The 25,527-nt window shown below is 60.8% G+C and carries 24 protein-coding genes and 2 tRNA genes; 15 read left to right on the top strand and 11 right to left on the bottom strand.

The window, feature by feature from the left end; translation table 11 throughout:
• The first annotated feature begins 8 nt into the window (after positions 1-8).
• From CWM58_RS09015 to cobT, 4 genes are read left to right on the top strand one after another with little or no spacing between them, the layout of a single operon-like run.
• The gene (locus CWM58_RS09015; protein WP_100680769.1) at positions 9-833 is read left to right on the top strand and encodes an energy-coupling factor ABC transporter ATP-binding protein; all 825 of its coding nucleotides are present in this window, start codon (positions 9-11) and stop codon (positions 831-833) included.
• Positions 830-2,353: a cobyric acid synthase gene (locus CWM58_RS09020; RefSeq protein ID WP_100680770.1), complete on the top strand. Its 1,524-nt coding sequence runs from the start codon at positions 830-832 to the stop codon at positions 2,351-2,353. Before CWM58_RS09015 ends, CWM58_RS09020 begins: the two co-directional genes overlap by 4 nt.
• The gene (gene cobU / locus CWM58_RS09025) at positions 2,347-2,892 is read left to right on the top strand and encodes a bifunctional adenosylcobinamide kinase/adenosylcobinamide-phosphate guanylyltransferase (protein WP_004205511.1); all 546 of its coding nucleotides are present in this window, start codon (positions 2,347-2,349) and stop codon (positions 2,890-2,892) included. The genes CWM58_RS09020 and cobU overlap by 7 nt, the downstream gene beginning before the upstream one ends.
• Positions 2,893-2,935: 43 nt before the next feature.
• A complete protein-coding gene (gene cobT, locus CWM58_RS09030; RefSeq protein ID WP_100680771.1) occupies positions 2,936-3,991 on the top strand; it encodes a nicotinate-nucleotide--dimethylbenzimidazole phosphoribosyltransferase in 1,056 nt (351 codons plus the stop codon).
• Positions 3,992-4,085: 94 nt separating this feature from the next.
• On the opposite strand, the gene CWM58_RS09035 is transcribed toward cobT, so the two are convergent.
• Both CWM58_RS09035 and CWM58_RS09040 read right to left on the bottom strand, forming a co-directional pair.
• Positions 4,086-4,162: transfer RNA gene (locus tag CWM58_RS09035), tRNA-Met, on the bottom strand.
• A gap of 32 nt (positions 4,163-4,194) precedes the next feature.
• A tRNA-Met gene (locus CWM58_RS09040) sits at positions 4,195-4,271 on the bottom strand.
• A gap of 210 nt (positions 4,272-4,481) precedes the next feature.
• Here CWM58_RS09040 and mltA point away from each other — a divergent pair.
• Positions 4,482-5,579, top strand: a complete 1,098-nt coding sequence (mltA, locus tag CWM58_RS09045; protein ID WP_071839043.1) for a murein transglycosylase A — start codon at positions 4,482-4,484, stop codon at positions 5,577-5,579.
• Positions 5,580-5,667: 88 nt separating this feature from the next.
• Complete coding sequence (tcdA, locus tag CWM58_RS09050) at positions 5,668-6,477, top strand: tRNA cyclic N6-threonylcarbamoyladenosine(37) synthase TcdA (RefSeq protein WP_008806278.1); 810 nt, start codon at positions 5,668-5,670, stop codon at positions 6,475-6,477.
• A 141-nt stretch (positions 6,478-6,618) separates the two neighbouring features.
• Here the strand turns inward: tcdA and csdE are convergent, their stop codons facing one another.
• Together csdE and csdA are read right to left on the bottom strand one after the other, a co-directional pair.
• On the bottom strand, positions 6,619-7,056 hold the full coding sequence (gene csdE, locus CWM58_RS09055) for a cysteine desulfurase sulfur acceptor subunit CsdE (protein WP_100680772.1): 438 nt from the start codon (positions 7,054-7,056) through the stop codon (positions 6,619-6,621).
• On the bottom strand, positions 7,056-8,261 hold the full coding sequence (gene csdA / locus CWM58_RS09060; protein WP_008806276.1) for a cysteine desulfurase CsdA: 1,206 nt from the start codon (positions 8,259-8,261) through the stop codon (positions 7,056-7,058). The genes csdE and csdA overlap by 1 nt, the downstream gene beginning before the upstream one ends.
• A 197-nt stretch (positions 8,262-8,458) precedes the next feature.
• On the opposite strand from csdA, the gene CWM58_RS09065 reads away from it, so the two are divergent.
• The 4 genes from CWM58_RS09065 to rlmM all read left to right on the top strand — a co-directional run bounded on the left by CWM58_RS09065 (position 8,459) and on the right by rlmM (position 11,460).
• On the top strand, positions 8,459-8,683 hold the full coding sequence (locus CWM58_RS09065) for a YgdI/YgdR family lipoprotein (protein WP_002915549.1): 225 nt from the start codon (positions 8,459-8,461) through the stop codon (positions 8,681-8,683).
• Positions 8,684-9,034: 351 nt separating this feature from the next.
• Positions 9,035-9,952: a glycine cleavage system transcriptional regulator GcvA gene (gene gcvA, locus CWM58_RS09070; protein WP_002915545.1), complete on the top strand. Its 918-nt coding sequence runs from the start codon at positions 9,035-9,037 to the stop codon at positions 9,950-9,952.
• 19 nt (positions 9,953-9,971) lie between these two features.
• Positions 9,972-10,367, top strand: a complete 396-nt coding sequence (locus CWM58_RS09075) for a DUF423 domain-containing protein (RefSeq protein ID WP_002915543.1) — start codon at positions 9,972-9,974, stop codon at positions 10,365-10,367.
• The gene (rlmM, locus tag CWM58_RS09080; protein WP_061153473.1) at positions 10,360-11,460 is read left to right on the top strand and encodes a 23S rRNA (cytidine(2498)-2'-O)-methyltransferase RlmM; all 1,101 of its coding nucleotides are present in this window, start codon (positions 10,360-10,362) and stop codon (positions 11,458-11,460) included. Before CWM58_RS09075 ends, rlmM begins: the two co-directional genes overlap by 8 nt.
• Before the next feature lie 56 nt (positions 11,461-11,516).
• Here the strand turns inward: rlmM and fucR are convergent, their stop codons facing one another.
• The 5 genes from fucR to fucP all read right to left on the bottom strand — a co-directional run bounded on the left by fucR (position 11,517) and on the right by fucP (position 17,354).
• Positions 11,517-12,227: an L-fucose operon activator gene (gene fucR, locus CWM58_RS09085; protein WP_012540709.1), complete on the bottom strand. Its 711-nt coding sequence runs from the start codon at positions 12,225-12,227 to the stop codon at positions 11,517-11,519.
• Between the two features lie 58 nt (positions 12,228-12,285).
• Entirely contained in the window at positions 12,286-12,708 is a 423-nt protein-coding gene (gene fucU, locus CWM58_RS09090) for an L-fucose mutarotase (RefSeq protein ID WP_017899197.1), read from the bottom strand.
• A gap of 1 nt (position 12,709) precedes the next feature.
• A complete protein-coding gene (fucK, locus tag CWM58_RS09095; protein WP_100680773.1) occupies positions 12,710-14,128 on the bottom strand; it encodes an L-fuculokinase in 1,419 nt (472 codons plus the stop codon).
• Between the two features lie 107 nt (positions 14,129-14,235).
• Positions 14,236-16,011, bottom strand: coding sequence for an L-fucose isomerase (gene fucI, locus CWM58_RS09100; protein ID WP_046622622.1), 1,776 nt, complete (start codon positions 16,009-16,011; stop codon positions 14,236-14,238).
• Positions 16,012-16,043: 32 nt separating this feature from the next.
• On the bottom strand, positions 16,044-17,354 hold the full coding sequence (gene fucP, locus CWM58_RS09105) for an L-fucose:H+ symporter permease (protein WP_061153477.1): 1,311 nt from the start codon (positions 17,352-17,354) through the stop codon (positions 16,044-16,046).
• Positions 17,355-17,920: 566 nt separating this feature from the next.
• Between fucP and fucA the strand changes: the two genes are divergently transcribed.
• Entirely contained in the window at positions 17,921-18,568 is a 648-nt protein-coding gene (fucA, locus tag CWM58_RS09110) for an L-fuculose-phosphate aldolase (protein ID WP_064187453.1), read from the top strand.
• A 27-nt stretch (positions 18,569-18,595) separates the two neighbouring features.
• Positions 18,596-19,744 (top strand): lactaldehyde reductase, encoded by a 1,149-nt coding sequence (fucO, locus tag CWM58_RS09115; protein ID WP_100680774.1) that lies wholly within the window; start codon positions 18,596-18,598, stop codon positions 19,742-19,744.
• 70 nt (positions 19,745-19,814) lie between these two features.
• Here the strand turns inward: fucO and xni are convergent, their stop codons facing one another.
• Together xni and CWM58_RS09125 are read right to left on the bottom strand one after the other, a co-directional pair.
• The gene (gene xni, locus CWM58_RS09120; protein WP_100680775.1) at positions 19,815-20,570 is read right to left on the bottom strand and encodes a flap endonuclease Xni; all 756 of its coding nucleotides are present in this window, start codon (positions 20,568-20,570) and stop codon (positions 19,815-19,817) included.
• Positions 20,571-20,666: 96 nt separating this feature from the next.
• Entirely contained in the window at positions 20,667-22,610 is a 1,944-nt protein-coding gene (locus CWM58_RS09125; protein WP_100680776.1) for a sigma-54-dependent Fis family transcriptional regulator, read from the bottom strand.
• 77 nt (positions 22,611-22,687) lie between these two features.
• Here CWM58_RS09125 and CWM58_RS28515 point away from each other — a divergent pair, with 77 nt between their 5' ends.
• From CWM58_RS28515 to CWM58_RS09135, 3 genes are all read left to right on the top strand, one after another.
• Positions 22,688-22,804, top strand: a complete 117-nt coding sequence (locus tag CWM58_RS28515; protein WP_162676980.1) for a hypothetical protein — start codon at positions 22,688-22,690, stop codon at positions 22,802-22,804.
• A gap of 77 nt (positions 22,805-22,881) precedes the next feature.
• A complete protein-coding gene (ssuD, locus tag CWM58_RS09130) occupies positions 22,882-24,054 on the top strand; it encodes an FMNH2-dependent alkanesulfonate monooxygenase (RefSeq protein ID WP_100680777.1) in 1,173 nt (390 codons plus the stop codon).
• A gap of 46 nt (positions 24,055-24,100) precedes the next feature.
• Positions 24,101-25,498 (top strand): FAD/NAD(P)-binding protein, encoded by a 1,398-nt coding sequence (locus CWM58_RS09135; RefSeq protein WP_100680778.1) that lies wholly within the window; start codon positions 24,101-24,103, stop codon positions 25,496-25,498.
• The last annotated feature ends 29 nt before the right edge of the window (positions 25,499-25,527 follow it).

A 25,527-nucleotide genomic window follows, 5' to 3' on the forward strand; every position in this document is an offset into this window, starting at 1 on the left:
GGATAAGTATGCTTGCCACAACCGATCTCTGGTTTCGCTATCAGGATGAGCCGGTACTCAAAGGGCTGACGCTGGATTTTTCCCGCCACGCGGTGACCGGCCTGGTGGGGGCCAACGGCTGCGGAAAGTCGACGCTGTTTATGAACCTGAGCGGCCTGCTGCGCCCGCAGCAGGGGGCGGTGCTGTGGCAGGGAGAGGCGCTGAATTACAGCAAGCGCAGCCTGCTGGCGTTGCGCCAGCAGGTGGCGACGGTGTTTCAGGATCCGGACCAGCAAATTTTCTATACCGATATCGACAGCGATATCGCTTTTAGTCTGCGTAACCTCGGGGTGGCGGAAGAGGAGATCGCCCGCCGGGTGGATGAAGCGTTGACCCTCGTCGATGCCCAGGGGTTTCGCCAGCAGCCGATCCAGTGCCTCAGCCATGGGCAGAAAAAACGGGTGGCGATCGCCGGGGCGCTGGTGCTGCAGGCGCGTTACCTGCTGCTTGACGAGCCCACCGCGGGCCTCGATCCCCGGGGGCGGGCGCAGATGATCGCCATCATCCAGCGCATTGTCGGGCAGGGGCGACGCGTGGTGATCTCCAGTCACGATATCGATCTGATCTATGAGGTGAGCGACGCCGTTTACGTTCTGCGTCACGGCGAAGTGCTGGCCGAGGGGGATCCTGGCGAGGTATTTGCCTGCGCGGCGATCATGGCCCAGGCGGGATTGACGCAGCCGTGGCTGGTGAAACTTCATAGCGAACTGGGGTTGCCGCTGTGTAAAACCGAAGCGGAGTTTTTTCAGCGGATGCACAACAACGCGATAGGCGCGATAAAGGAGGCGTCATGACGCTGGCAGTGATGTTACAGGGCACGGCTTCCGATGTCGGGAAAAGCGTGCTGGTGGCGGGACTGTGCCGCATTTTTCATCAGGATGGGCTGCGCACCGCGCCGTTTAAATCCCAGAATATGGCGCTGAACTCCGGCATTACGCCGGATGGCAAAGAGATGGGCCGGGCGCAGATTTTCCAGGCCGAAGCGGCAGGGATCGCGCCGGATGTCCGCATGAACCCGATTTTGCTCAAGCCCACCAGCGACCGTCAGGCGCAGGTGGTGCTGATGGGGCAGGTGGCGACCAGCATGGACGCGGTGAGCTATCACCAGTACAAGCCGCGCCTGCGCGAGCAGATCCTCGCGGTCTACCAGAGCCTGGCCGGGGAGTATGAGGCGCTGGTGCTGGAAGGCGCCGGCAGTCCGGCGGAGATTAACCTGCGCGACCGCGATATCGTCAATATGGGCATGGCCGAGATGGCGCAATGTCCGGTGATCCTGGTGGCCGATATCGACCGCGGCGGGGTGTTTGCCGCGATTTACGGCACGCTGGCGCTGCTCCAGCCCGAGGAGCGGGCGCGGGTCAAAGGAGTGATCATCAATAAATTCCGCGGCGATGTGGCGCTCCTGCGTTCGGGGATCGAGCAAATTGAGGCGTTGACCGGGGTGCCGGTGCTGGGCGTTATGCCGTGGCTTGATGTGGATCTGGAGGATGAGGACGGCGTCGCGCTGCAGGCCGGGAAATACCATCGCACCGACCGGCGCGACATCGACATCGCCGTGGTTCACCTGCCACATATCGCCAATTTTACCGACTTTAACGCCCTGGCGGCGCAGCCTGACGTCCGGGTGCGCTATGTCCGCGATCCGCAGGCGCTGGCCGACGCCGACCTGGTCATTCTCCCGGGCAGTAAAAATACCCTCGGCGATCTGTGCTGGCTGCGCGAGAGCGGCATGGCGCATGCGGTAGAGCAGGCCCGGCAGCGCAAGGTGCCGCTGCTGGGGATCTGCGGCGGCTATCAGATGCTGGGCGAAACCATTATCGATGAGGTGGAGTCTGGCCTTGGCACCCAGCCCGGACTGGGGGTGCTGAAGACCGTGACCCACTTCGCCCAGCACAAAACCACCACCCAGGTACAGGCGACCCTGGGGTCTGCGCTCCCGGATTGGTTAGCCGACGCGGCGGGTCTGCGCGTCAGTGGCTACGAAATTCATATGGGCGAGACGCGCCGCGAGGCAGGCTGCCCGCCGCTGCTGCAACTGCATAAAGCGGGGCAGTCAGTAGAGGACGGGGCGATAAGCGACGACGGCCTGGCATTCGGCACCTATCTCCATGGCCTGTTCGACAGCGATGCCTTTACCCGGGCGCTGCTCAACGGCCTGCGTCAGCGCAAAGGGCTGGCGCCTCTGGATAGCGCGCTGGAATATGCCCGCTATAAAACCCGGCAGTTTGATCGGCTGGCGGACGCCATGCGCGAACATATCGCCATCGATAAAATTTACGCCATCATGCGCCAACATCAGGAGCCCCTATGCTGACTCTGGTTACCGGCGGCGCGCGCAGCGGCAAAAGCCGCCATGCCGAGGCGCTGATTGCCGATGCGCCGCAGGTTTTATATATCGCCACCTCGCAAATCTTTGACGACGAGATGGCCGCAAGGATCCAGCATCATCGCGACGGCAGGCCCGCCCACTGGCGCACCGCCGAGCGCTGGCAGCAGCTTGATGAACTGATCACCCCGGATATCGCCCCAGAGGAGGCGATTTTGCTGGAATGCATCACCACCATGGTCACCAACCTGCTGTTCGCGCTCGGCGGCGACAGCGACCCCGATGGCTGGGATTACGCCGCCATGGAGCGGGCTATTGATGACGAAATTGGCGTGCTGATTGCCGCCTGTCAGCGCTGCCCGGCGCACGTCGTGCTGGTGACCAACGAGGTGGGGATGGGCATTGTGCCGGAGAATCGCCTGGCGCGGCATTTTCGCGATATTGCCGGGCGGGTCAATCAGCGCCTGGCGGCCGCGGCGGATGCGGTCTGGCTGGTGGTCTCCGGCATCGGCGTCAAAATCAAATAACTCAATCGCTGGCTGACCGGGCCAGCCCTGGCAGGGATTCTGTATGGAAAATTTAAACACGGTTCTGCGGGCGATCCCCGCGCCGGACGCCGACGCCATGGCGCGGGCACAGCAACACATCGACGGCTTACTCAAGCCCCCCGGCAGCCTCGGGCGTCTGGAGGCGCTGGCGGTGCAGCTGGCGGGAATGCCCGGCCTGGGCGGCCAGCCGCAGGTGGCGAAAAAGGCCCTGCTGGTGATGTGCGCCGATCATGGGGTGTGGGACGAAGGGGTGGCGATTTCGCCGAAGGCAGTCACCGCCATCCAGGCGGCGAATATGACCCGCGGCACCACCGGCGTCTGCGTGCTCGCCGCCCAGGCCGGGGCGAAAGTGCATGTGATTGATGTCGGTATCGATAGCGAACCGCTCCCCGGCGTGGTGAATATGCGGGTGGCGCGGGGCTGCGGCAATATTGCCCGCGGCCCGGCCATGAGCCGCGAGCAGGGGCAGGAATTGCTGCTGGAGGTGATGCGCTACACCCGCGCGCTGGCCCAGGAGGGCGTTACTCTGTTTGGCGTCGGCGAGTTGGGGATGGCCAATACCACGCCGGCGGCGGCGATCGTCAGTGTTCTGACCGGCAGCGATGCGCAGGAGGTGGTCGGGATTGGCGCCAATCTGCCGTTGGCGAAGGTTGGCAACAAGGTGGAGGTGGTGCGGCGGGCTATCGCCGTCAATCAGCCCGACCCGAATGATGGTCTCGACGTGCTGAGCAAAGTCGGTGGTTTCGATCTGCTGGGAATGGCGGGGGTGATGCTGGGGGCGGCGGCCTGCGGGCTGCCGGTGGTGCTGGATGGCTTTCTCTCCTACGCGGCAGCGCTGGCGGCGTGTCAGATAGCGCCGGAGGTGAAACCGTATCTGATCCCGTCCCACTATTCGGCGGAGAAGGGGGCGCGTATCGCGCTGGCGCACCTGGGACTCGAACCGTATCTCAATATGGGTATGCGTCTGGGAGAAGGCAGCGGCGCGGCGCTGGCGATGCCGATCGTCGAGGCGGCCTGTGCGATGTACCATCGCATGGGCATGCTGTCGGCAAGCAATATTGTGTTACCGAAGGGGTAAACCGGTGAGGGGGCGGCAATAGCCGTTCCCGTTTTCGGCAGAGGTTTTGCCGGCGGCAGAAACAAAAAAACACCCTTGAGGGTGTTTATAATGTTGGTTGCGGGGGCCGGATTTGAACCGACGACCTTCGGGTTATGAGCCCGACGAGCTACCAGGCTGCTCCACCCCGCGTCACCGTACTGCTTCACTTTGTCAAATTTGATTGGTTGCGGGGGCCGGATTTGAACCGACGACCTTCGGGTTATGAGCCCGACGAGCTACCAGGCTGCTCCACCCCGCGTCCGTGGAAGCGCACTATACTCCGCTAGCGAGATGTTGCAACCTTTTTTCGACCAAATCGACATTTTTGTAAGAATTGGCTTATAAAACGCCATGTTGTGGTCTTTTTTTACACAAATCTGTGCCATCGATGAGATCGCGCATTTCAATAGCCCCGGCGCTTTGTTATCTTCAACACGCACTAAGGCTTCGCAGCAAAAGATGAGACACCATGAAAGGACGTTGGGCAAAATATGTAGCGACGGGGGCAATGCTGGCTATGCTCGCCGCCTGTTCCTCAAAACCGACCGACCGCGGTCAGCAATATAGCGATGGCAAGTTCACCCAGCCGTTTTCACTGGTAAACCAGCCGGATGCCGTCGGAGCGCCGATCAACGCCGGCGACTTCTCCGAACAGGTTAATCAAATTCGTAACGCCTCGCCGCGCCTCTATAATAGCCAGAGCAACGTCTATAATGCGCTGCAGGAGTGGCTGCGCGCGGGCGGTGACACGCGTACGCTGCGCCAGTTCGGCATTGACGCCTGGCAGATGCAGGGCACCGACAACTATGGCAACGTCCAGTTTACCGGCTACTACACGCCGGTCGTGCAGGCGCGCCACACCCGTCAGGGTGAATTCCAGTACCCCATTTACCGTATGCCGCCGAAACGCGGCAAGCTGCCGTCCCGCGCCAGCATTTATGCCGGCGCGCTGAGCGACAACTATGTGCTGGCGTACAGCAATTCGCTGATGGATAACTTCATCATGGACGTGCAGGGCAGCGGCTATATCGATTTTGGCGATGGTTCGCCGCTCAACTTCTTTAGCTATGCCGGGAAAAACGGCTGGTCCTACCGGAGTATCGGCAAAGTGCTGATCGACCGTGGGGAAGTCAAGAAAGAAGATATGTCGATGCAGGCGATCCGCGAGTGGGGTGAAAAGCACAGCGAAGCGGAAGTGCGCGAGCTGCTGGAGCAGAACCCGTCGTTTGTGTTCTTTAAACCACAGTCCTTCGCGCCGGTGAAAGGCGCCAGCGCCGTGCCGCTGATCGGCCGCGCTTCGGTGGCTTCCGACCGGTCGATTATTCCGCCGGGAACTACCTTGCTGGCCGAGGTGCCTCTGCTGGATAATAACGGCAAGTTTAACGGCCAGTACGAACTGCGCCTGATGGTCGCTCTCGACGTCGGCGGGGCCATCAAAGGCCAGCATTTCGACATTTATCAGGGCATTGGGCCTGACGCAGGCCACCGTGCCGGCTGGTATAACCATTACGGCCGCGTATGGGTGCTGAAAAACGCCCCGGGCGCGGGGAACGTCTTTAGCGGCTAACTCCCCTGGCCATGCCTGTTGACCTGGGCGCCCGGATGACGCCGTTTTACGGCGGCCTCCGGGCGCTGTCATTTTGTTCTGAGGTTCTATGTCTGTTGTAATCAGCGATGCCTGGCGCCAGCGTTTTGGCGGTACGGCACGTTTATATGGTGAAAAAGCACTGCAATGTTTTGCTGATGCCCACGTCTGCGTGGTCGGGATTGGCGGGGTCGGCTCGTGGGCGGCGGAAGCGCTGGCGAGAACCGGCATCGGGGCGATTACCCTTATTGATATGGATGATGTCTGCGTCACCAACACTAATCGTCAGATCCACGCCCTGAGCGGCAACGTCGGGCTGGCGAAAGCGGAAGTGATGGCGGAACGTATTCGTCTCATCAACCCGGAGTGTCGGGTGACGGTGGTGGATGATTTCGTGACCCCGGAAAACGTGGCCGAATACCTGGGCGTCGGCTTTAGCTATGTCATCGACGCGATCGATAGCGTCCGGCCGAAAGCGGCGCTGATCGCCTGGTGTCGCCGCTACAAAGTGCCGCTGGTCACCACCGGCGGGGCGGGCGGTCAGATTGACCCAACGCAGATCCAGGTCGCTGACCTGGCGAAGACCATCCAGGATCCGCTGGCGGCTAAACTGCGCGAGCGGCTGAAAAGTCAGTTTGGAGTGGTGAAAAACAGTAAAGGTAAGCTCGGCGTGGACTGCGTCTTCTCTACGGAAGCGCTGGTCTACCCGCAAGCGGACGGCAGCGTCTGCGCGATGAAGAGCACGGCGGAAGGGCCGAAACGGATGGATTGCGCTTCCGGCTTTGGCGCGGCCACCATGGTGACCGCGACCTTTGGTTTTGTCGCGGTATCGCATGCTCTGAAGAAGATGCTGGCGAAAGCGGAGCGGCAGACGACGTAAATTCCCGGGTCGCGGCGCAGGCGCCTTACCCGGTCTACAGGACAATTCCCCGGAGGCGGCGCTGCGCACCTGTCCGGGCGACAAAACTGCACGAGCCCGTAGCCCGGGCAAGGCGCGTCAAGCGCCGCCCCCGGGATGAGCTTAAACCTCAACCTTGCGGGCGGCGGCGAGCACTGCCTCGCTCAGGGCGCTGAGGCCCTGGCTGCGCGAGGCGCTGAGCTGGCCGCGCAGCCCCAGCTCGTCGAACAGCGCCAGCGGATCCTGTGCCAGGATCCCGGCGCGGGTTTTTCCTTCCACGGCGGTCAACAGCACCGCCAGCAGACCGCGCACAATCCGTCCTTCGCTGTCGCCAAAGAAGTGCAGCCTGCCCTCGGCATCCTCCTCATAGCCCAGCCAGACGCGGTTTTCACACCCGGCAATCTCCCGGGCCTGCGCTTTGCGCTCATCGGTCAGCGTCGGCAGCTTTTTGCCCAATAAAATCAGCTGACGATATTTATCCTCCCACTGGTTCAGCGGGGCGAAGGTCTGGCGCAGCGTGGCGTCGGTAATGGTTGTGCCGAAGGGGTGCAGAGTTGTCATTAATCCACCAGAATTTCCAGGGCGCGATCCACCGCGTGGACCAGCGCCGCAACATCGTCTTGGGTATTGTAGGGGGCGAAAGAGGCCCGCAGCGTGCCGCTGACCCCTAAGGCCGCCAGCAGTGGCTGGGCGCAGTGTTGCCCGGCACGCAGGGCAATGCCCGACTCCGCCAGCAGCGTCACCAGATCGCTGTGATGAACACCGTCGAATTCAAAGGCGAGCAGGCTTGACTGCTGGCAGCGGAAAGAGCGGAAGCCCGGCCGTTTCGCCAGCGCCTCTTCCGCCAGGCTCGCCAGACTGCGGCTCCAGTTTTCCGCCTGGCCGATATCGCTCTGCGCCAGCCACTCCAGGGCGGCGCTAAGGCCGATAACCCCGGCGACATTCGGCGTACCGGCCTCGAGACCATAAGGGGCCGGCTGCGGCGTAAAGCCGTCAAAGCTGACCTCGGCGATCATTTTCCCGCCGCCGAGCCAGGGCGACATCGCCGCCAGCAGCTCGCTTTTGCCGTACAGGGCGCCGATCCCGGTTGGGCCATACAGCTTATGACCGGAAAAAGCGTAAAAATCGATATCCAGCGCCTGCACGTCAGCGGGGAAATGCACCGCTCCCTGGGCGCCATCGACCATCACCACCATCCCGGCGGCGTGAGCAAGGCGGATAGCCTGCGCCAGGTCCGGGCAGCCGCCGGTGACGTTGGACATCTGACCGATGGCCAGCACCCGGCTGCGCGGGGTGATGAGCGCGCTGAGGCTGGCGATATCCGGCAGGCGGTCAGCGCCAAGCGGTAGTTTGACCACTCTGGCGCCGGTCTGCCCGGCCACCATCAGCCAGGGCACGAGGTTGGCATGATGCTCGGCTTCGCTAACGATAATTTCATCGCCAGGCTGCAGGCGCGGCCGGACGTAGCTCTGCGCCACCATATTGATGGCCTCGGTGGTTCCCCGCGTCCAGACGATATCTTTGCCGGACGGGGCGTTAAGCCACGCCGCCACGCGCTCGCGGGCCGCCTCGTAGCGCTCGGTCAGCCGCTGGGCGGCGGCGAACTGGCTGCGATGGACGTTGCCGGCGCTCAGGCGATAAAACTGGTCGCTGGCGTCGATCACCGCCTGCGGTTTGAGCGCGGTCGCCGCGCTGTCGAGATAGACGCCGGCATCGGCCAGAGCCGGAAACTGCGCGCGAAAGTGCGCCGGGTTGAATGCGTTCATGGAATTCCTCGTATCAATCCCGCGATCGTCGCGCAATTTGCCGGGCGTGACAAGGCCTCTGCGCCCTGTGGAATTGTCCGAATGTGACTCCAGGTGGGTCAAAGAGGGTTATGCTGAAAAGTGTTGGGTTTGTGTTTTAACCTATTACTTAACGAGTCACGAATAGTATAAATAGCCGTAAGGAGAGAAAAATGAAAATGACTAAGGCCGCTGCGATTATCTCTGCCTGTATGCTGACTTTAGGCCTGAGCGCCTGTTCCTCTAACTATGTGATGCATACCAATGATGGGCGAACCATCGTTACCGACGGGAAACCGCAAACCGATAATGATACTGGCATGATCTCGTATAAGGACGCGTGGGGCAACAAACAGCAGATCAATCGCTCTGACGTGAAACAGCTGGGTGAGCTGGACGAGTAAGGCAGTAAAAAGGCAAAAAAAAGCACCGCGCGTTGCGGTGCTACATTAAATCACTATGGACAGACAGGGTAAATGTACAGGAAGTGAAAAGGGGTAGCTTTGCTACCAGGGTCTGCAAAGACAGACCAATTGCAAACACAACAACACAACATCACAACCGTAAGCCAAAAGCTTGATGGAACACGCATTCCAAAAAAAGCTTCTCGTTCCGGCTCAGGAAGTGCCGCCACTATAGGTATTTGCTGGTAGAACCTCAACGGACAATTTATAATGGCTCAGATAAAAAAAACTAATAGGTTAATCATTGTTTCCTATTTGTTAAATTGAGTTAACATCTAAGCCAGAATAACCATGTCGAAGCGATTACCACCTCTGAATGCATTACGTGTTTTTGATGCAGCCGCACGTCATCTCAGCTTCACTCGGGCAGCCGATGAGCTTTTTGTGACGCAGGCCGCAGTCAGCCATCAAATCAAGTCTCTCGAGGATTTTCTGGGCCTTAAGCTGTTCCGGCGGCGCAATCGTTCGCTGCTGTTAACGGAAGAAGGGCAGAGCTATTTTCAGGATATTAAAGAGATTTTTTCGCAACTGACGGAAGCGACGCGTAAACTGCAGGCGCGCAGCGCCAAAGGGGCATTAACGGTCAGTTTATTGCCAAGTTTCGCCATTCAGTGGCTGGTGCCGAGACTGACAAGCTTTAACTCAGCTTATCCGGGAATCGACGTCAGGATCCAGGCGGTGGACCGCCAGGAGGATAAGCTGGCGGACGATGTCGATGTGGCGATTTTTTACGGCCGCGGCAACTGGCCGGGCCTGCGTGTGGAAAAATTGTACGCCGAGTATCTGCTGCCGGTCTGTTCCCCGCTCTTGCTCACCGGCGACAAAGCATTGAAAACGCCTGCCGATCTGGCGCAACATACGCTGCTTCACGATGCGTCCCGTCGCGACTGGCAAACTTATACCCGCCAGCTTGGTCTAAGCCATATTAATGTGCAACAGGGGCCGATTTTCAGCCATAGCGCGATGGTGCTGCAGGCGGCCATTCACGGGCAGGGTGTGGCGCTGGCCAACAACGTGATGGCGCAGTCCGAAATTGAAGCCGGTCGTCTGGTGTGTCCGTTTAATGATGTTCTGGTCAGTAAGAATGCGTTTTACCTTGTTTGCCATGACAGTCAGGCAGAACTGGGTAAAATAGCCGCTTTCCGGCAATGGATCCTGGCGAAAGCGGCAAGTGAGCAAGAAAAATTCCGCTTTCGTTATGAACAATAAATACTTGTAGGGTAAAAACATGACCAGCCGTTTTATGCTGATATTCGCCGCGATTAGCGGCTTTATCTTTGTGGCTCTGGGTGCCTTTGGCGCGCATGTATTAAGTCAATCGCTCGGCGCGGCGGAGATGGCCTGGATCCATACCGGCCTGGAGTATCAGGCCTTCCATACCCTGGCGATTTTTGGTCTGGCGGTGGCGATGCAGCGTCGGATCAGTATCTGGTTCTACTGGAGCAGCGTGTTTCTGGCGTTAGGGACCGTGCTGTTCAGCGGCAGCCTCTATTGTCTGGCGCTGTCTCATTTACGTCTGTGGGCGTTCGTGACCCCGGTGGGCGGCGTAAGCTTCCTCGCCGGTTGGGTTTTAATGTTAATTGGTGCAATTCGTCTGAAACGTAAGGGCGTTGTTCATGAATAAGGTTGTCCTCTATTGTCGCCCTGGGTTTGAGAAAGAGTGCGCAGCAGAAATTACCGATAAGGCCGCCCGCCTTGAGGTATTTGGTTTTGCCCGGGTCAAAGATGACTCCGGCTATGTGATTTTTGAGTGCTATCAGGCCGAAGATGGCGAAAAGTTGGTGCGCGAACTGCCGTTCAGCTCCCTGGTGTTCGCCCGCCAGATGTTTGTGGTCGGCGAACTGCTGCGCGATCTGCCGCCGGAAGACCGGATTTCCCCGATCGTCGGTATGCTGCAGGGCGTGGTGGAGAAGGGTGGCGAGCTGCGCGTGGAAGTGGCGGATACCAACGAAAGCAAAGAGCTGATGAAGTTCTGCCGTAAGTTTACGGTACCGTTACGTGCGGCGCTGCGTGAGGCGGGCGTGCTGACCAACTATGAAACGTCAAAACGTCCGGTGGTCCATGTGTTCTTTATCGCCCCCGGTTGCTGCTACACCGGCTACTCGTTGTCTAACAACAACTCGCCGTTCTATATGGGCATTCCGCGTCTTAAATTCCCGTCCGATGCGCCGAGCCGCTCCACCCTCAAGCTGGAAGAGGCGTTCCACGTCTTTATTCCGGCGGATGAGTGGGATGAGCGTCTGGCGAACGGTATGTATGCCGTCGATCTCGGCGCCTGCCCGGGCGGCTGGACCTATCAGCTGGTGAAACGCAATATGTGGGTTTCCTCGGTGGATAACGGCCCAATGGCGCAGAGCCTGATGGACACCGGCCAGGTGACCTGGCTGCGCGAAGATGGCTTCCGCTATCGTCCGAACCGCAACAACATCTCGTGGATGGTCTGCGACATGGTAGAGAAACCAGCGAAAGTGGCGGCGCTGATGGCGCAGTGGCTGGTCAACGGCTGGTGCCGTGAAACCATCTTCAACCTTAAGCTGCCGATGAAAAAGCGCTACGAAGAGCTTTCGCGCAACCTGGCCTATATCCAGGAACAGCTGGACGAGCACGGTATCAACGCCCAGATCCAGGCGCGTCAGCTGTATCACGATCGTGAAGAGGTGACCGTTCACGTGCGTCGTCTGTGGGCCGCCGTCGGCGGACGTCGCGACGAGCGTTAATCACTACACCGCAGGCCGGAGACGCGTGGGTGTTCTCCGGCCTTCCCGCCCTGTTATTAAGGCTGTGGCGCATCCGACACGATGTGCGTCACGTCATCCAGATGACCAATCCTCGCCTCGCCGGAGCGGTTGAACTTGCTTTTGTCGATCAGCAGCAGCGACTGTGCCGCCCGTTTTAGCAGGATCGATTTAAAGTCGGCATTGAACGCATTGGAGTCCCACAGCGCGCCCTGCGGGTCGATGCCTTCGCAGGAAAAAATAAACAGATCGATCTCCAGCGATTTCAGCTGGGAAATCAGCGCCGGGTTCACGTAGCAGCCATATTTCCGCTGCAGCGTGCCGCCGGAGCAGGTGAGCGTGATCTGGTCGCGTTTGGCCAGCTCCTGGCAGATGGGCTGGCTGTTGGTAAAGACATGCAGCGGGCGGTCGGGCAGCTGGCGGGCGAGATACCAGCAGGTGGAGCTGGCATCGAGGGCGATCACCATCCCTTCGTCAATCCAGGCCAGCGCTTCGCGGGCGATATCGGCTTTATGCGCGTAATGGCTTTTCAGCCGCATGTGAAAAGGGTCGCCACTGTCCTGGCTGCGCTGGTGGATCACTTTGGCCCGGCCGTGGTTGCGCAGCACTTTGCCCTGCGCCTGCAGCTCGCTCAGATCGCGGCGAATGGTTTCCCTGCTGACGTTGAGCTGTTTTGACAAGGTTTCGGTGGTCAGGCTGCTGTGGTTGATCAAGAGATCGACGATCGCCTGCTGGCGGGCCGCTTTCATTTATTCTCACCCCATCATTGATTGAGCGTCTGCCTGATGCAGACGCTCCGGCATGAGATTACGGCGTGACTCCTTTTTTTAAAAGGATATTTCCGTACTTAGCGCACTCTCCTGTGATAACGATCGCAAAGGCTTTTTGCGCCCGGTCGTAGAAGGCAAAGCGGTCAATCCGCACGATGTCCGGGCAGGGCGCCTGCGCCGAGAGCGCCTGCCGATAGCGCTGTTCCACCGTCGGGTCGAGCGCATCGCCTTCGACGGCGGCCATCATCACCAGCGGCGGCGCGTAGCTGTCTAACTCGAACAGCGGGATAATCGCCTGCAGCAGATCGCTGACCCGCAGGCCATCGGCGCGGATCACCTGGGGCCCCATGCTGTGCGCCGGGAAGTGGGCATCGGAAAAAATGATTTCATCCCCATGGCCCATTTCGGCCAGCACTTTCAGCAGTTCCGGCGATATCAGCGGGGAAATGGTTTTGAGCATCTCAGGCTTCCTCTATCAGTTCAGGTTCAGTTTGTGGCCAGAAATAGCGGTAGCGGTACGCGACCTGCGCTCTGGCCTGTTCCGGCGAAGAGAACTCGCCCACGCCATACCAGCCAAACATCGCCGCGCCGGCCACGGTGGTTTCGGCATCATCGAGGACTTTGACAGGTATCCCGAGTCGGTTGGCCTTGATCTGGTTCCAGAGCGCGTTGCGGCTGCCGCCGCCGACCAGTAGCAGCTCTTGCGCCCTGAAGCCGCCGATGTTTTCCAGCGTTTGCAGATGCTGCGCCAGCTGGTCGCTTAACCCCTCCAGCGCGGCGCGGTAAAAATGGCCGCGGGTGGTTGTGAGCGTGACACCCTGCCAGCCGGCGTGCTGGCTGGCGAGCAGGTCGCATTGCATCCTGACGCCCTGGGCGCCGGGCGGGATCGCCTGCGCTTCGTTAATCAGCGTCTGCCACGGGGTGTCAGCGCTCCACAGCAGTTTGCGCACCCACTCGAGCACGCCGGAGGCCAGCCACTGCATCCCGGGGTTATAGCGGCCCGGCTGGCTGTCCAGTTCGCAGGTGGAGCCGCTGTAGCCACAGAGCAGCGAGGTGTCAACCTGGGCGCTGCGTACCATCAGGATCTCCCAGGTCCCGGAAGAGAGCACCGGCTCATCCTGCCCGGCGCCAGCGCCAAACAGAGCGAACTGGGTGTCATGCCCGGCCGAGATAACCGGGATCCCGGCGGGAAGGCCCAGCAGCGCAGCGGCATCTGGCTGCAGGGCGCCGATCGGCTGGCCTGCTTCAACCAGCCGCGGGAACAGGCGGCGCGGCAGGCCGGTCGCCTGCAGGATTGGCGCGCTGAAATCGCGCTGCCGGAGATCGAGCATCTGGCTGGTGCCTGCCATGGTGAGGTCGGTGGTGAACTCCCCGGTCAGCCGGTGGTTGATCAGCGATGAAATAAACAGCCAGGCATGGGCCTGCGCCAGCAGCTGCGGGTGGTTCTCTTTCAGCCACACCAGCTTATACAGGGTGTTGAACGCAAACGCGCCGACGCCGGTAATCTGCTGCAGCTGGTGTGCTGGCATATACTGGCTGATATTCTCCATCACCGCCGCGGTGCGCGGGCATTTCCAGCTGATGATCGGATACAGCAGGGCACCCTGCTCATCCACCAGCGCGCCATCGACGCCAAAGGTCGTGACGGTGATGCCGCGCACCGTGCAGGAGGCCAGCTGGTCATGGATCTGCCGACAGCAGTCGGCAAAGCGCAGCATAATGGCCTCCAGCGACCACTGGTGCCAGTCGCTGCTCTCCGCCGCGATGTCGCTGGCGTTCGCCGTTGCGGCGCGGGCGATAATGTTTCCCTGTCGGTCAACGGCCATCGCCCGCACGTTCGTGGCGCCGCAGTCGAGGACCAGGATAACGTCTTGCTTCATAGTGACTCCCGAAACAACATGGCCGGATGGCGCTGCGCTTATCCGGCCTACTAACAGAGCGCGTCGGTAGGCCCGGTAAGCCTGCGCTACCGGGCAAAACCAACCTGTTAACGCTTATACAGCGGCCCGTAGTTCTGGCAGGCGCGGTAGTCCTGACCTTCGATGTCCATGCCGTGAGCGGCCCAGGCGGAAGGGCGGTAGATTTTCGCCGCTTCCACGTTGTGCATGCAGACAGGAATGCGCAGCATGGCGGCGAGGGTAATGAAATCCGCACCAACGTGGCCGATGGTCAGCACGCCGTGGTTGGCGCCCCAGTTGGCCATGACTGAGTAAACATCGCTGAACGGACCCTTGCCGGTCAGGCGTGGGGCAAACCAGGTGGTGGGCCAGGTGGAGTTGGTACGGGCGTCGAGCTGGTCGTGCATCGCTTTGGGCAGCGCCACGCTCCAGCCTTCGGCAATTTGCAGCACCGGCCCCAGGCCTTTGATGATGTTCACCCGGCTCATGGTGAACGGCACGCCGCCTTCGGTCAGGAAGCGGGAAGAGAAGCCGCCGCCGCGGAAGTATTCGTGGATCGCCGGGCACCATTCGGTCGCCGCGAGGCAGGCATCCGCCTCGTTCTGTTCAATCTCCCAGTGAGGTTTCATCGTCGGGTTGCCCTGCGCGTCACGCTGCTGGCAGGAGCCGTCCAGCGCCGCAGAGCCGGAGTTAATCAGGTGAATAATGCCGTGCTCCGCCCGCCCGGTGAGCGGCTGCCCGGTGACCCGTTCAACGGCGTCCGGCGACCAGTAGGTGCGCACGTCGGCAAACACCTGGGCGGTGCCGGTGAGCTGATGACCCATCAGCATGGCCACGCCGTTGAGGCTGTCGTTTTCGGTAGCGACGACAAACGGCTCGCGCACCCCGTTCCAGTCAAAAGAGCTGTTGAGTAGCGCTTCGGCGGTATCGCCATTGGGGTATTGATCGGTCCAGTGGCGCTGACCCTGGAAACCGGCGGCGATGGCGTTGTAGCCCAGCGACTCCTCCACCAGCCCTTTTTCCGCCAGTTTCGGGTTGCCCTGCATCATGTCGCGGATGCACATCGCCATCAGCAGGCTCTCTTTCAGCACCGCGCGGCTCTGTGTTTCATTGCGCTTATACTGCTCGGCGTTCTGATCTTCGCCGTAGCGGAAGTGTTTATCCGCCCACGCCAGCGCCATCTCCAGCTCGGTTTCATCATAGATTTTCTGATCGATTCGCCGGCGCAGCTCCGTCATGTCGACAGCCTGTACCTTCATGCCGAGCCAGGACTCAAAAAAGTTATGATCGACGATGGAGCCGGCGATGCCCATTGAGACGCCGCCCAGCGACAGATAGCTTTTCCCTTTCATACTGGCGACGGCCAGGCCGGCGCGAGCGAAGCGCAACAGCTTCTCTTCGACGTCCGCCGGGATCGAGGTGTCATCGGCATCCTGTACGTCATGCCCGTAGATGGAGAACGCCGGGATCCCTTTCTGGCTATGGGCCGCCAGCGCGGCGGCCAGATAGACCGCCCCCGGACGTTCGGTGCCGTTAAAGCCCCAGATGGCCTTCGGGCGCAGCGGATCCATGTCGATGGTTTCGCTGCCGTAGCACCAGCAGGGGGTGACGGTGATGGTGACGCCGACGTTCTGGCTGCTGAATTTCTCTTCACAGGCGGCCGACTCGGCCATGCCGGCGATGCAGGTATCGGCAATCACGCACTCCACCCGGGCGCCGCAGGCGTGGCGCAGTTTCTCGCTGATAAGCGCGGCGGTGGCTTTCGCCATGTTCATGGTTTGCGCTTCCAGCGACTCGCGGACCCCCATGCGACGACCATCGATTACCGGGCGGATACCGATCTTCGGTAAGCTGATTTTTTTCATTACAGATCCCTCAGGTTATGCGGATAACAGGTTTAGTTCGTCGCCGCTTGTGAACGGAAACGGGCAAAAATAAAGATGATGGCGAAGCACAGCGCCGGGACCAGTTCGGCGGTCGGGATATTGCCGGCGGCGTCGCTGACAAAGCCCATTACCGGGGTGACGATCCCGCCGCCGATAATGGTCATGACGATAAAGGACGAGCCATATTTGGTGTCCTGGCCCAGATGCTTAATCCCCAGCGAGAAGATGGTCGGGTACTGAATGGACATAAAGGCGCTGCACAGGGTCAGGGCCAGCAGACCGACGTGGCCGCCGCTGAAGGCGGAGAGCAAACAGAGCAGCATGGCGATAAACGCATAGATAGCGAGCACGTTATGCGGCGCAAAGCGGCGGATAAGCCAGGTGCCGGTAAAACGGCCAATAAAGAAGCAGACCATGGTGGCGGTCAGGTAGTTGGCGGCGAAACCGGCCGTCATGCCCGGGATCTCTTCGATAGCGTAGCGAATCAGGTAGCTCCAGCAGGCGGTTTGCGCGCCGACGTAGCAGAACTGGGCCAGCACCGCCCAGCGCCAGTGACGGATGCGCATCAGGCGCGTCAGCGAGGCGAGGAAGGTGCTCTGCGCGCTGTCGCTGTGGTCATCGCTCTGCAGGGAGGGGAAGCGGGTGCAGACGATCAGCAGGGCGACCAGCAGGACGATGGCCACGATAATCATATAGGGGGTTTGTACCGACAGGACCAGGCTGTGCTTCCAGGCGCCGAGCTGTTCCGGCGTCATTTTATCCAGCACCTCCTGCGGCTGATGCGGGACGTTAGACAAAATAAGACTCTGGCCAAATACCACGGCAATAATGGCGCCAAAGGAGTTAAAGGTCTGGGCCAGATTAAGGCGGAAGTGACCACCGCTTTCCGGACCGAGGACGGTCACAAATGGGTTGGCTGCCGTTTCCAGACAGCCAAGCCCGGCGGCGATAATAAATAATCCAATCAGGAATAAGGTGTAATTCATCACTTCGGCGGCAGGCCAGAACAGCGCGGCGCCGCAGGCATATAAAAACAGGCCAGTAAGAATACCTGCTTTATAGCTGAATTTTTTCATCAGCATCCCGGCGGGGATGGGAATAACAAAATAGCCAAAATAAAAAGCCGACTGGATTAATCCGGCCTGAAAATTAGTCAGGGTAAAGGCCTGTTGAAATTGGGGTAATAAAATATCATTCAGATTATTGGCCACGGCCCACAGAAAAAAGAGGGAGCACAGCAGAGCAAAAGGAATAATGTAGCTCTTACTCTGCCCGCTCTCCATGGCGCGGTAACTTTGCGTTGGTATCGTTGTGTTTCCCATAGCGTCCTCATCGGTTCAGAAGCATTTACAACAGCGTTCAGGGCGCAGTCTGGTGCTGCAGCAGACCGCAAAATTAAGTGAGCTCAGGTGACGCGCCGGTGAGTGAAATGAAAGTCACGGCGGAACTCATGGCTTCATTTTCAAATAAAAACCGCCTGTTAATATGATGATGGTCACACTTAACGTTCTGCGGGCCATTTTATGTGATAATTGTCACTTTAATTTTTCAAAAACGCTGACCGTTTGAGAAAATAAATTCACAAAACCACAACGCTAATGACCGAATGAATGTATATCGTGGAAAACGGGCAAATGTTACAAGAAAATAAAATGCCCGCTTGATTAAATATTATTAAGAACGGGCATTTTAAACGCTCTCTTAACGGACGTAATTCATCTTTCCATGGCGGAATTATTGACGCGGTTCACAAAATATAGTCATGAAAATTCCCCTTTGATTATTCAGGTTGATGATGAAGACCATTATTCACCCTATCCCACGGTAGCCGACGATATTTTCGTTGCCCTGCCGTTGACGGATGATGAGTCACCAAAAGAGGAACGCAATGGAAAGAAACAGACTGGCCCGGCAGATTATCGATACCTGCCTGGAAATGACCCACCTGGGGTTAAATCAGGGGACCGCCGGCAATGTCAGCGTGCGCTATCAGGGAGGAATGCTGATCACCCCCACCGGTATCCCGTATGAAAAGCTGACGGAAGACAAGATCGTCTTTATTGATGCCGACGGCCAGCATGAGCAGGGAAAACTGCCCTCCAGCGAATGGCGTTTTCATCAGGCGGCCTACCAGACGCGGCCCGATGCCCAGGCGGTGGTCCACAATCACGCTGTCCATTGTACGGCGGTGTCGATCCTCAACCGGCCCATCCCGGCCATCCACTATATGATCGCCGCGGCCGGCGGGAATTCGATCCCCTGTGCGCCCTATGCCACCTTCGGCACCCGCGAGCTGTCTGAACATGTCGCTGTGGCGCTGAAGCACCGCAAGGCGACGCTGCTGCAACATCATGGCCTGATCGCCTGCGAGGCCAGCCTGGAGAAAGCGCTCTGGCTGGCGCATGAAGTGGAAGTTCTGGCCCAGCTCTATCTCAGCACCCTGGCGATTACCGACCCGGTACCGGTGCTGGATGACGAGGCGATCGCCATCGTGCTGGAGAAGTTCAAAACCTACGGATTACGCATTGAAGAGTGATGCCGCAACGCTAACAGGAGAGACGCGATGGCAAACAGAATGATCCTCAACGAAACGGCGTGGTTTGGCCGGGGGGCGATAAACGCATTAACCGATGAAGTGGCGCGGCGCGGTTATCGCAAAGCATTGATCGTGACCGACAGCACGCTCGCCCGGTGCGGCGTGGTGGCGAAAGTCACCGACAAACTGGATGCCGCCGGGCTGGCATGGGATATGTTCAGCGACGTGATCCCTAACCCGACCATTGCCGTGGTTCAGCAGGGACTGCAGGCCTTTCAGCGCAGCGGGGCGGATTACCTGATCGCCATCGGCGGCGGTTCGCCGCAGGATACCTGTAAAGCGATCGGTATTATTCAGCGTAACCCGGAATTCGCCGATGTCCGCAGTCTGGAGGGGCTGTCGCCCACCCGTCAGCCCAGCGTGCCGATCTTCGCGGTGCCGACCACCGCGGGTACCGCGGCGGAGGTGACGATTAACTATGTTATCACCGATGAAGAACAGCGGCGCAAGTTCGTCTGCGTCGACCCGCATGATATTCCGCAGGTGGCCTTTATCGATGCCGATATGATGGACGCCATGCCGCCGGCGCTGAAGGCGGCCACCGGCGTGGACGCTCTGACGCACGCTATCGAAGGGTATCTCACTCGCGGCGCCTGGGCTTTGACCGATGCGCTGCACCTCAAGGCCATCGAGATCATTGCCGGGGCGCTGCGCGGCTCAGTTGCCGGGGACGCCGGCGCGGGCGAAGCCATGGCGCTGGGCCAGTACGTCGCGGGAATGGGATTTTCCAACGTCGGGCTCGGGCTGGTGCACGGCATGGCGCATCCGCTCGGCGCTTTTTACAACACGCCGCACGGCGTGGCGAATGCCATCCTGCTGCCGCACGTGATGCGCTTTAATGCTGAGGCGACGGGGGAAAAATATCGCGATATCGCCAGGGCGATGGGCGTCAGGGTGGAAGCGTTAAGCCTGACTGCCGCGCGCCAGGCGGCAGTGGAGGCGGTCTGCCAGCTAAACCGCGATGTCGGTATTCCCGGCCATCTGCGCGAGGTGGGCGTCAGGAAAGAAGATATTCCGGCGCTGGCGCAGGCGGCGCTGGAGGATGTGTGTACCGGTGGTAACCCGCGCGAGGCGCGCCTGGCCGATATCGTCGGGTTATATCAGGCGGCCTGGTGATTGCCCGTCCCGGGGGAAGCAGTCGGTGCCGGGAGCCGTTACCCTGCACCGACACCTCTCTTAACGATAGTCAGCGCATCAGCCGCAGCTGCTGCAGATTACCGTCCAGCTGTAGGTCGGTCTGCAGGCGGGCCACTTCCCGGCAGGTGAAGGCCATCTCCTGATGCGCGGCCAGCTTTTTGCGCCACTTCTCCGGGACCTCGGCCAGACGGGCGTACAGCCCCTCCAGGTCCTGAAACTCGTTCAACAGCTGGGCGGCGCTTTTGGGTCCAATGCCCGCCACGCCCGGCACCTTCGAGCTGCTGATCCCCGCCAGCCCCCAGTAATCCGCCAGTTGCTCCGGAGTGACACCGAACTCGCTGGCGATAAAGGGCGCGTCCAGCCAGCGCTTCTGAAAGTAGTCGCGGATGCGGATGGTGGGTGACAGCAGCTGACAGTAGCCTTTGTCAGTGGAGACGATGGTGGCCTGATGACCCGCCTGAGCTACCTTCACCGCCAGAGTGGCGGCGAGGTCGTCCGCTTCGCTGCCCGGCGAGGCCCAGCAGCGGATCCCCCGCTGTTCGAAGGCGGCCCGCAGCGCTGGCATCTCGTCCACCAGCGTTTCCGGCATCGGCGCGCGGCCGGCTTTGTACTCCGGCAGGCGCTGGTGGCGCCAACCGTGGGCGCGATCTTCATCATCAAACACCGCCACCGCGTGGGTGGGCTGACTGTGGACGATCAGCTGCTCCAGCGCATGCAGGCAGGTATCGACGCAGGGCGAACCCTGCACCGCATGGATGCGGCGGATCAGATTTAACGCGTCGACGATTAACAGATGAACAGCCACAGATACCCCCTTATTCTCAGCGTCTTTAGGGTAACATCGCCATCGGATCGAGGCTATCTGCGCCTGAACAATCAGGAAGATAACGCGCAAATTTCGCTAACTGACCGCCATCATCGGGCTGACGATACCGGGCGCGGGTTCGCCGTACCACACCGCTTCGCGCACCGAAACCGGTTTGGCGATAAGCCCAAGGGCGTAAAAGCGATCGGCAATAGTCTGCTGGGCGCGGATCACTGACAGATCCATCGGCCTTGGGCGATGGCTGCGGCGGGCGAGGGCCATGCTCAGTGACCGGGCGTCAATCCCCAGCTCTGCCGAGAGTAAGCGGGCCGCTTCGCCACGATGTGAGTCGATAAACTGCCCGGTGTGGGTCAGCTCCGTCAGCAGACGGCGCATGATATCGCCATGCTGAGCGAGGTAGTCCCGTCGCGAAAGATAAAACTGATGGTTGTTGACCCGTCCTTCGCCGCTGGCGACCACCCGCAGCTCGCCGGTGTGCTCGGCGTCGCTGAGCAGCGGGTCCCACATCATCCAGGCGTCAACCGCCAGGTAGTCGCTGGCGGTCAGCGGGTATTTCGGCGGGGTATAGACCACCCGCACGTCGTTCAGCCCCAGCCCGGCGTCTTCGAGGATCTGCAGCAGCAGCCAGTGGACATTCGATCCCTTATTGAGGGCGATGCGTTTGCCGCGCAGATCGCTGAGCTGGCGAATGTCGCTCTCCTGCGGGACGACCATCGCCACGCTGCGCGGTGCCGGCGGCTCCCATGCGACGTACATCAGTTCGCTATTGCTGGCCTGGGCAAACACCGGCGGCGCTTCCCCGGTGGTGCCGAAGTCGATCTCGTTGCAGGCGAGGGCGTGGAGGAGCTGCGGTCCGGCAGGAAACTCACTCCACAGCACGTTGACGCCGAGGCTGGCGAAGGCGGTTTCCAGACTCTGGCGGGCTTTCAGGATCCCGAGGCTGCCGAAGCGCTGGTAGCCAATGCGCAGTTCGCGATCGGCCCCGGCCTCGCTGGCGAACACCCGCGGCGGCGCAGGCGGGCGGCGGCGGCTTTTGATCAGCCCGAGGTTGGCAAGCTGGGTGCGCAAGGTATGCCGACTGATCCCCAACAGCGCGGCCGCCTGGCTCTGGTTATCATCGCAATGCACCATGGCGTGGCGAATCAGGGCGCTGGTGACTCGCTGCCACAGCGGCTCGCCGGGAAGCGCCAGCTGGTGGCGAATAAAGTCATCCAGTTCATGGTCGTTCGCTGGCGACGGGGCGTCGTTGAGCGTCGCCAGGCGCAGCTGGGCAGGACTAATTTCCTCCTCTTTACTGAGCAGCACTGCGTTATGCAGGGTGTTTTCCAGCTCGCGAATGTTGCCCGGCCACGAATAGTCCATCAGCCGGGCCAGTGATTCCGGCGCCAGACGCAGGGTTGGCCGCCCGAGGCGCCGGGCGTAGAGTGATAAAAAGTGGTGCGCCAGCAGCGGGATATCCTGCCGACGCTGGCGCAGCGGCGGCAGCGGCACCACCGCGATATTCAGCCGATAGTAGAGATCCTCGCGAAAGCGGCGCTCACGGATCGCCTGGGCCAGGTCAACGTGGGTGGCGGCAATCACCCGGACATTCACTTTAATCGCTTTGCGTGAGCCGACGCGGGTAATTTCACGCTCCTGCAGTACCCGCAGCAGCTTGACCTGCAGCGGCAAGCTTAATTCGCCGATCTCGTCCAGCAGCAGCGTCCCCCCTTCCGCGGCTTCAAACCAGCCGGGCTGCCCCTGCTGTGCGCCGGTGAAGGCGCCTTTCTCATGGCCAAACAGTTCGGCTTCGGCGAGGCTCTCGGTCAGTGCGCCGCAGTTGACCGCCAGAAACGGCTGCTGACGACGGGCGCTGTGATGATGGAGATAGCGCGCCACCACCTCCTTGCCGGTGCCGGTTTCGCCCACGATCAGCACGGTAGCCTCCGTCGGCGCGAGCTTGTCCAGCAGGCTCTGGAAAGCCTTCGACGCCGGGTCGATCAGCGCAGGAGCGGTGGAAGGGGATTCTGGGTTCAGCATAGCGGGCCTCCGATCATTGACGCTCTGAACTTATCCTGCGGCGGCAGCGGAAACCAGAGGGGGAAGGCCAGCGGCTGTTGCAAATGCGCCAGCGGATGCGCGGCGGCTGCGTGATTTGCAACAGCGTGGCGCGGCGAAGCTGTTTTTATCCCATTGTTTTTAAAAGATTAATTTTTTATTCACCATTGGCATGATTATCGCTAACACTCATATAACCAAATTAAAACATCTCTTCGATAAATATCGGATATGGTTATATAGGAAATAGATAATGACGCAGCAAGCTCCCGACAAGATCAATGTCTTCTGGTTCTTACCTACTCATGGCGATGGCCGCTATCTGGGTACCACCGAGGGTGGACGCCCTGTCGATTTACCTTATCTGCAGCAGGTGGCGCTGGCGGCCGACAGCCTGGGCTACTACGGCGTGCTGATCCCCACCGGTAAAAGCTGTGAAGATTCGTGGCTGGTGGCCTCGGCGCTGGCGCCGTTGACTCGCCGTCTGCGCTATCTGGTGGCGGTCAGGCCGGGCCTGCAGCCGCCAACCCTGGCGGCGCGGATGGCGGCCACCCTCGACCGTTTATCGGAAGGTCGGCTGCTGATCAACGTCGTCACCGGCGGCGACCCGGTGGAAAACAAAGGCGACGGTATCTTCCTCAGCCACAGCGAGCGCTATCAGGTGACCCGCGAATTTCTCGATGTTTACACCCGCCTGCTGCGCGGGGAAAAAGTGGACTATCACGGCGAGCATATTCACGTGGAAGGCGCTGAAGTGCTGTTCCCGCCGGTGCAGGAGAATGGCCCGCCGCTCTATTTCGGCGGCTCTTCTGATGCGGCCATTGATGTGGCGGCCGAGCAGATCGACAGCTATCTGACGTGGGGCGAACCCCCGGAACTGGTGGCGGAGAAGCTGGCGGTGGTGCGCGAGCGCGCCGCGGTCCGCGGACGCACCCTGCAGTATGGCATTCGTCTGCACGTCATTGTGCGCGAAACGGAAGAAGAGGCATGGGCCGCCGCCGACCGGCTGATCGCCCATCTTGACGACGATACCATCGCCCAGGCGCAAAAGATCTTCGCCCGCATGGACTCGGCCGGCCAGGCGCGGATGAGCGCCCTGCATCAGGGATCGCGCGATAATTTGCGCATTGCGCCCAATTTGTGGGCCGGCGTCGGGCTGGTGCGCGGTGGCGCGGGTACCGCGCTGGTGGGTAATCCACAGCAGGTGGCGGAACGCATCCGCGAATATCAGGCGCTCGGCATCAGTAACTTTATCTTTTCCGGCTACCCGCATCTGGAAGAAGCGCACCGCTTTGCTGAGCTGGTGATGCCTCTGTTGCCGCTGGAAAACGCGGCCTCGTCGAAGGCGCGTAGCGTGAACACCGGTCCGTTTGGCGAAACCATCGGCGGCGATAAGCGCCCGGTGCGCCAGGTCAGCGCCAGCTAATGGCCCGGAGCGCGACCATGAGACAGCATACCGGAGGAGGGCAGCGATGAGTGCAGAACCACATATCGTGATTATCGGCGGCGGCTTTAGCGGCGCGGCGGTGGCGATTGAGCTGCTGCGCCTGGCGCCGAACGGGGTGCGCGTGACGCTGCTGGAGCCGCGCCAGTCCCCCGGGGCAGGGGTGGCCTACTCCACTGCGGAGCCGACGCACCGGATTAACGTCCCGGCCGCTCGCATGCAGCTGGCCGGCGACGAAGAGGGCGCCTTCGATCATTGGTACCGCCATCAGCCTGCCTTTGCCGTCGATGTGCAGGCGCTGCGCCCGGACGGTTCTGTCTATCCTCAGCGCGGCCAGTTTGGTCGCTATGTGGCACAGCGTTTTGCCGACGCCGCGGTAGCCAGCGGCGGACGGCTTCGCCACCTGCGCGATCGGGCGCTCGCTTTTCATCAGGGGACGGTGACCACCGACGGCGGCCTGCAGCTTAAGGCCGATCTGCTGGTGCTGGCGATCAGTCATCCACCGCCTTCGCTGCCGGCGCAGGTCGAAGCCTGGCGCCATCATCCGGCGCTGATTGCCAACCCGTGGCAGCCCGGCGCGCTCGATGCCATCGCCCCGCATGCCCGGGTGGCGGTGATGGGCACCGGATTAACCATGGCCGATACGGTCGCGACGCTGGACCGGCTGGGCCACCGCGGCAGTATCGTCGCCTTTTCGCGCCACGGCCTGCTGTCGCGCGGCAACCTTAGCGGCGCGGGTGCAACCTGGCCTGGCGACTATCAGCAGGGCAGCCTGCGTCAGCGCCTGCGCCAGATCCGCCTCGACGTCGCCTATGCGGCGCAGCAGGGCCTGAGCTGGCAGGTGGTGCTGGACGCGGTTCGTCAACAAGGGCAGCGGATCTGGCAGGCGCTCAGCGTCGCCGATCGCCAGCGTTTTCTGCGCCATCTGCGCCATTACTGGGATGTCCACCGCTACCGCGTGGCGCCGCAGGTCGCCGAGGTACTGGAGGCGCGCCAGCACACGGGCAGTCTGCAGGTGCAGGCGGCCAGGTTACTGTCGATGAGCGGTGAAGGCGAGACGTTACGTCTGACGCTGTCGCGGCGCGGCGGCGGCGTGCAGACGCTGAGCGTCGATCACCTGATCCTGACCACCGGACCCGCACACCGCGCCCTGACCGACAGCCAGCCATTTTTACAGGACCTCGCCCGCCGCGGCCTGATTCGCGCCGATGCCCTCGGCATGGGCCTGGAAGTAGACAGCCGTTCCCGGGCAGTGGCTGAGCCGCACGTTGAGGCGCTGCCAGTGCTGGTGGCTGGTCCGGCCGCCCGCGGGCGTTTTGGCGAACTGATGGGCCTGCCGCAGGTAGCCGACCATGCCGCTGACGTGGCGGCGCAAGCGTTACTCACGCTCGGGATCCCGCAGGACTCCCGATGTCCTGCGTACTGAATACCTCCCTTTATTTTCCCTGATTCATT

This window comes from Klebsiella sp. H-Nf2 (assembly GCF_002806645.1).
Lineage (GTDB): Bacteria > Pseudomonadota > Gammaproteobacteria > Enterobacterales > Enterobacteriaceae > Klebsiella > Klebsiella variicola.

Excerpts from the sequence above, each read along its gene's own strand:
- mltA (WP_071839043.1), top strand. The coding sequence starts at position 4,482 with ATGAAAGGACGTTGGGCAAAATATGTAGCGACGGGGGCAATGCTGGCT.
- csdA (WP_008806276.1), bottom strand. The coding sequence starts at position 8,261 with ATGAACGCATTCAACCCGGCGCACTTTCGCGCGCAGTTTCCGGCTCTG.
- tcdA (WP_008806278.1), top strand. The coding sequence starts at position 5,668 with ATGTCTGTTGTAATCAGCGATGCCTGGCGCCAGCGTTTTGGCGGTACG.
- CWM58_RS09020 (WP_100680770.1), top strand. The coding sequence starts at position 830 with ATGACGCTGGCAGTGATGTTACAGGGCACGGCTTCCGATGTCGGGAAA.
- fucU (WP_017899197.1), bottom strand. The coding sequence starts at position 12,708 with ATGCTCAAAACCATTTCCCCGCTGATATCGCCGGAACTGCTGAAAGTG.
- cobT (WP_100680771.1), top strand. The coding sequence starts at position 2,936 with ATGGAAAATTTAAACACGGTTCTGCGGGCGATCCCCGCGCCGGACGCC.
- CWM58_RS09135 (WP_100680778.1), top strand. The coding sequence starts at position 24,101 with ATGAGTGCAGAACCACATATCGTGATTATCGGCGGCGGCTTTAGCGGC.
- CWM58_RS09015 (WP_100680769.1), top strand. The coding sequence starts at position 9 with ATGCTTGCCACAACCGATCTCTGGTTTCGCTATCAGGATGAGCCGGTA.
- fucI (WP_046622622.1), bottom strand. The coding sequence starts at position 16,011 with ATGAAAAAAATCAGCTTACCGAAGATCGGTATCCGCCCGGTAATCGAT.
- CWM58_RS09065 (WP_002915549.1), top strand. The coding sequence starts at position 8,459 with ATGACTAAGGCCGCTGCGATTATCTCTGCCTGTATGCTGACTTTAGGC.
- fucR (WP_012540709.1), bottom strand. The coding sequence starts at position 12,227 with ATGAAAGCGGCCCGCCAGCAGGCGATCGTCGATCTCTTGATCAACCAC.
- rlmM (WP_061153473.1), top strand. The coding sequence starts at position 10,360 with ATGAATAAGGTTGTCCTCTATTGTCGCCCTGGGTTTGAGAAAGAGTGC.
- cobU (WP_004205511.1), top strand. The coding sequence starts at position 2,347 with ATGCTGACTCTGGTTACCGGCGGCGCGCGCAGCGGCAAAAGCCGCCAT.
- gcvA (WP_002915545.1), top strand. The coding sequence starts at position 9,035 with ATGTCGAAGCGATTACCACCTCTGAATGCATTACGTGTTTTTGATGCA.
- fucA (WP_064187453.1), top strand. The coding sequence starts at position 17,921 with ATGGAAAGAAACAGACTGGCCCGGCAGATTATCGATACCTGCCTGGAA.
- fucP (WP_061153477.1), bottom strand. The coding sequence starts at position 17,354 with ATGGGAAACACAACGATACCAACGCAAAGTTACCGCGCCATGGAGAGC.
- ssuD (WP_100680777.1), top strand. The coding sequence starts at position 22,882 with ATGACGCAGCAAGCTCCCGACAAGATCAATGTCTTCTGGTTCTTACCT.
- CWM58_RS09075 (WP_002915543.1), top strand. The coding sequence starts at position 9,972 with ATGACCAGCCGTTTTATGCTGATATTCGCCGCGATTAGCGGCTTTATC.
- CWM58_RS09125 (WP_100680776.1), bottom strand. The coding sequence starts at position 22,610 with ATGCTGAACCCAGAATCCCCTTCCACCGCTCCTGCGCTGATCGACCCG.
- csdE (WP_100680772.1), bottom strand. The coding sequence starts at position 7,056 with ATGACAACTCTGCACCCCTTCGGCACAACCATTACCGACGCCACGCTG.
- fucK (WP_100680773.1), bottom strand. The coding sequence starts at position 14,128 with ATGAAGCAAGACGTTATCCTGGTCCTCGACTGCGGCGCCACGAACGTG.
- fucO (WP_100680774.1), top strand. The coding sequence starts at position 18,596 with ATGGCAAACAGAATGATCCTCAACGAAACGGCGTGGTTTGGCCGGGGG.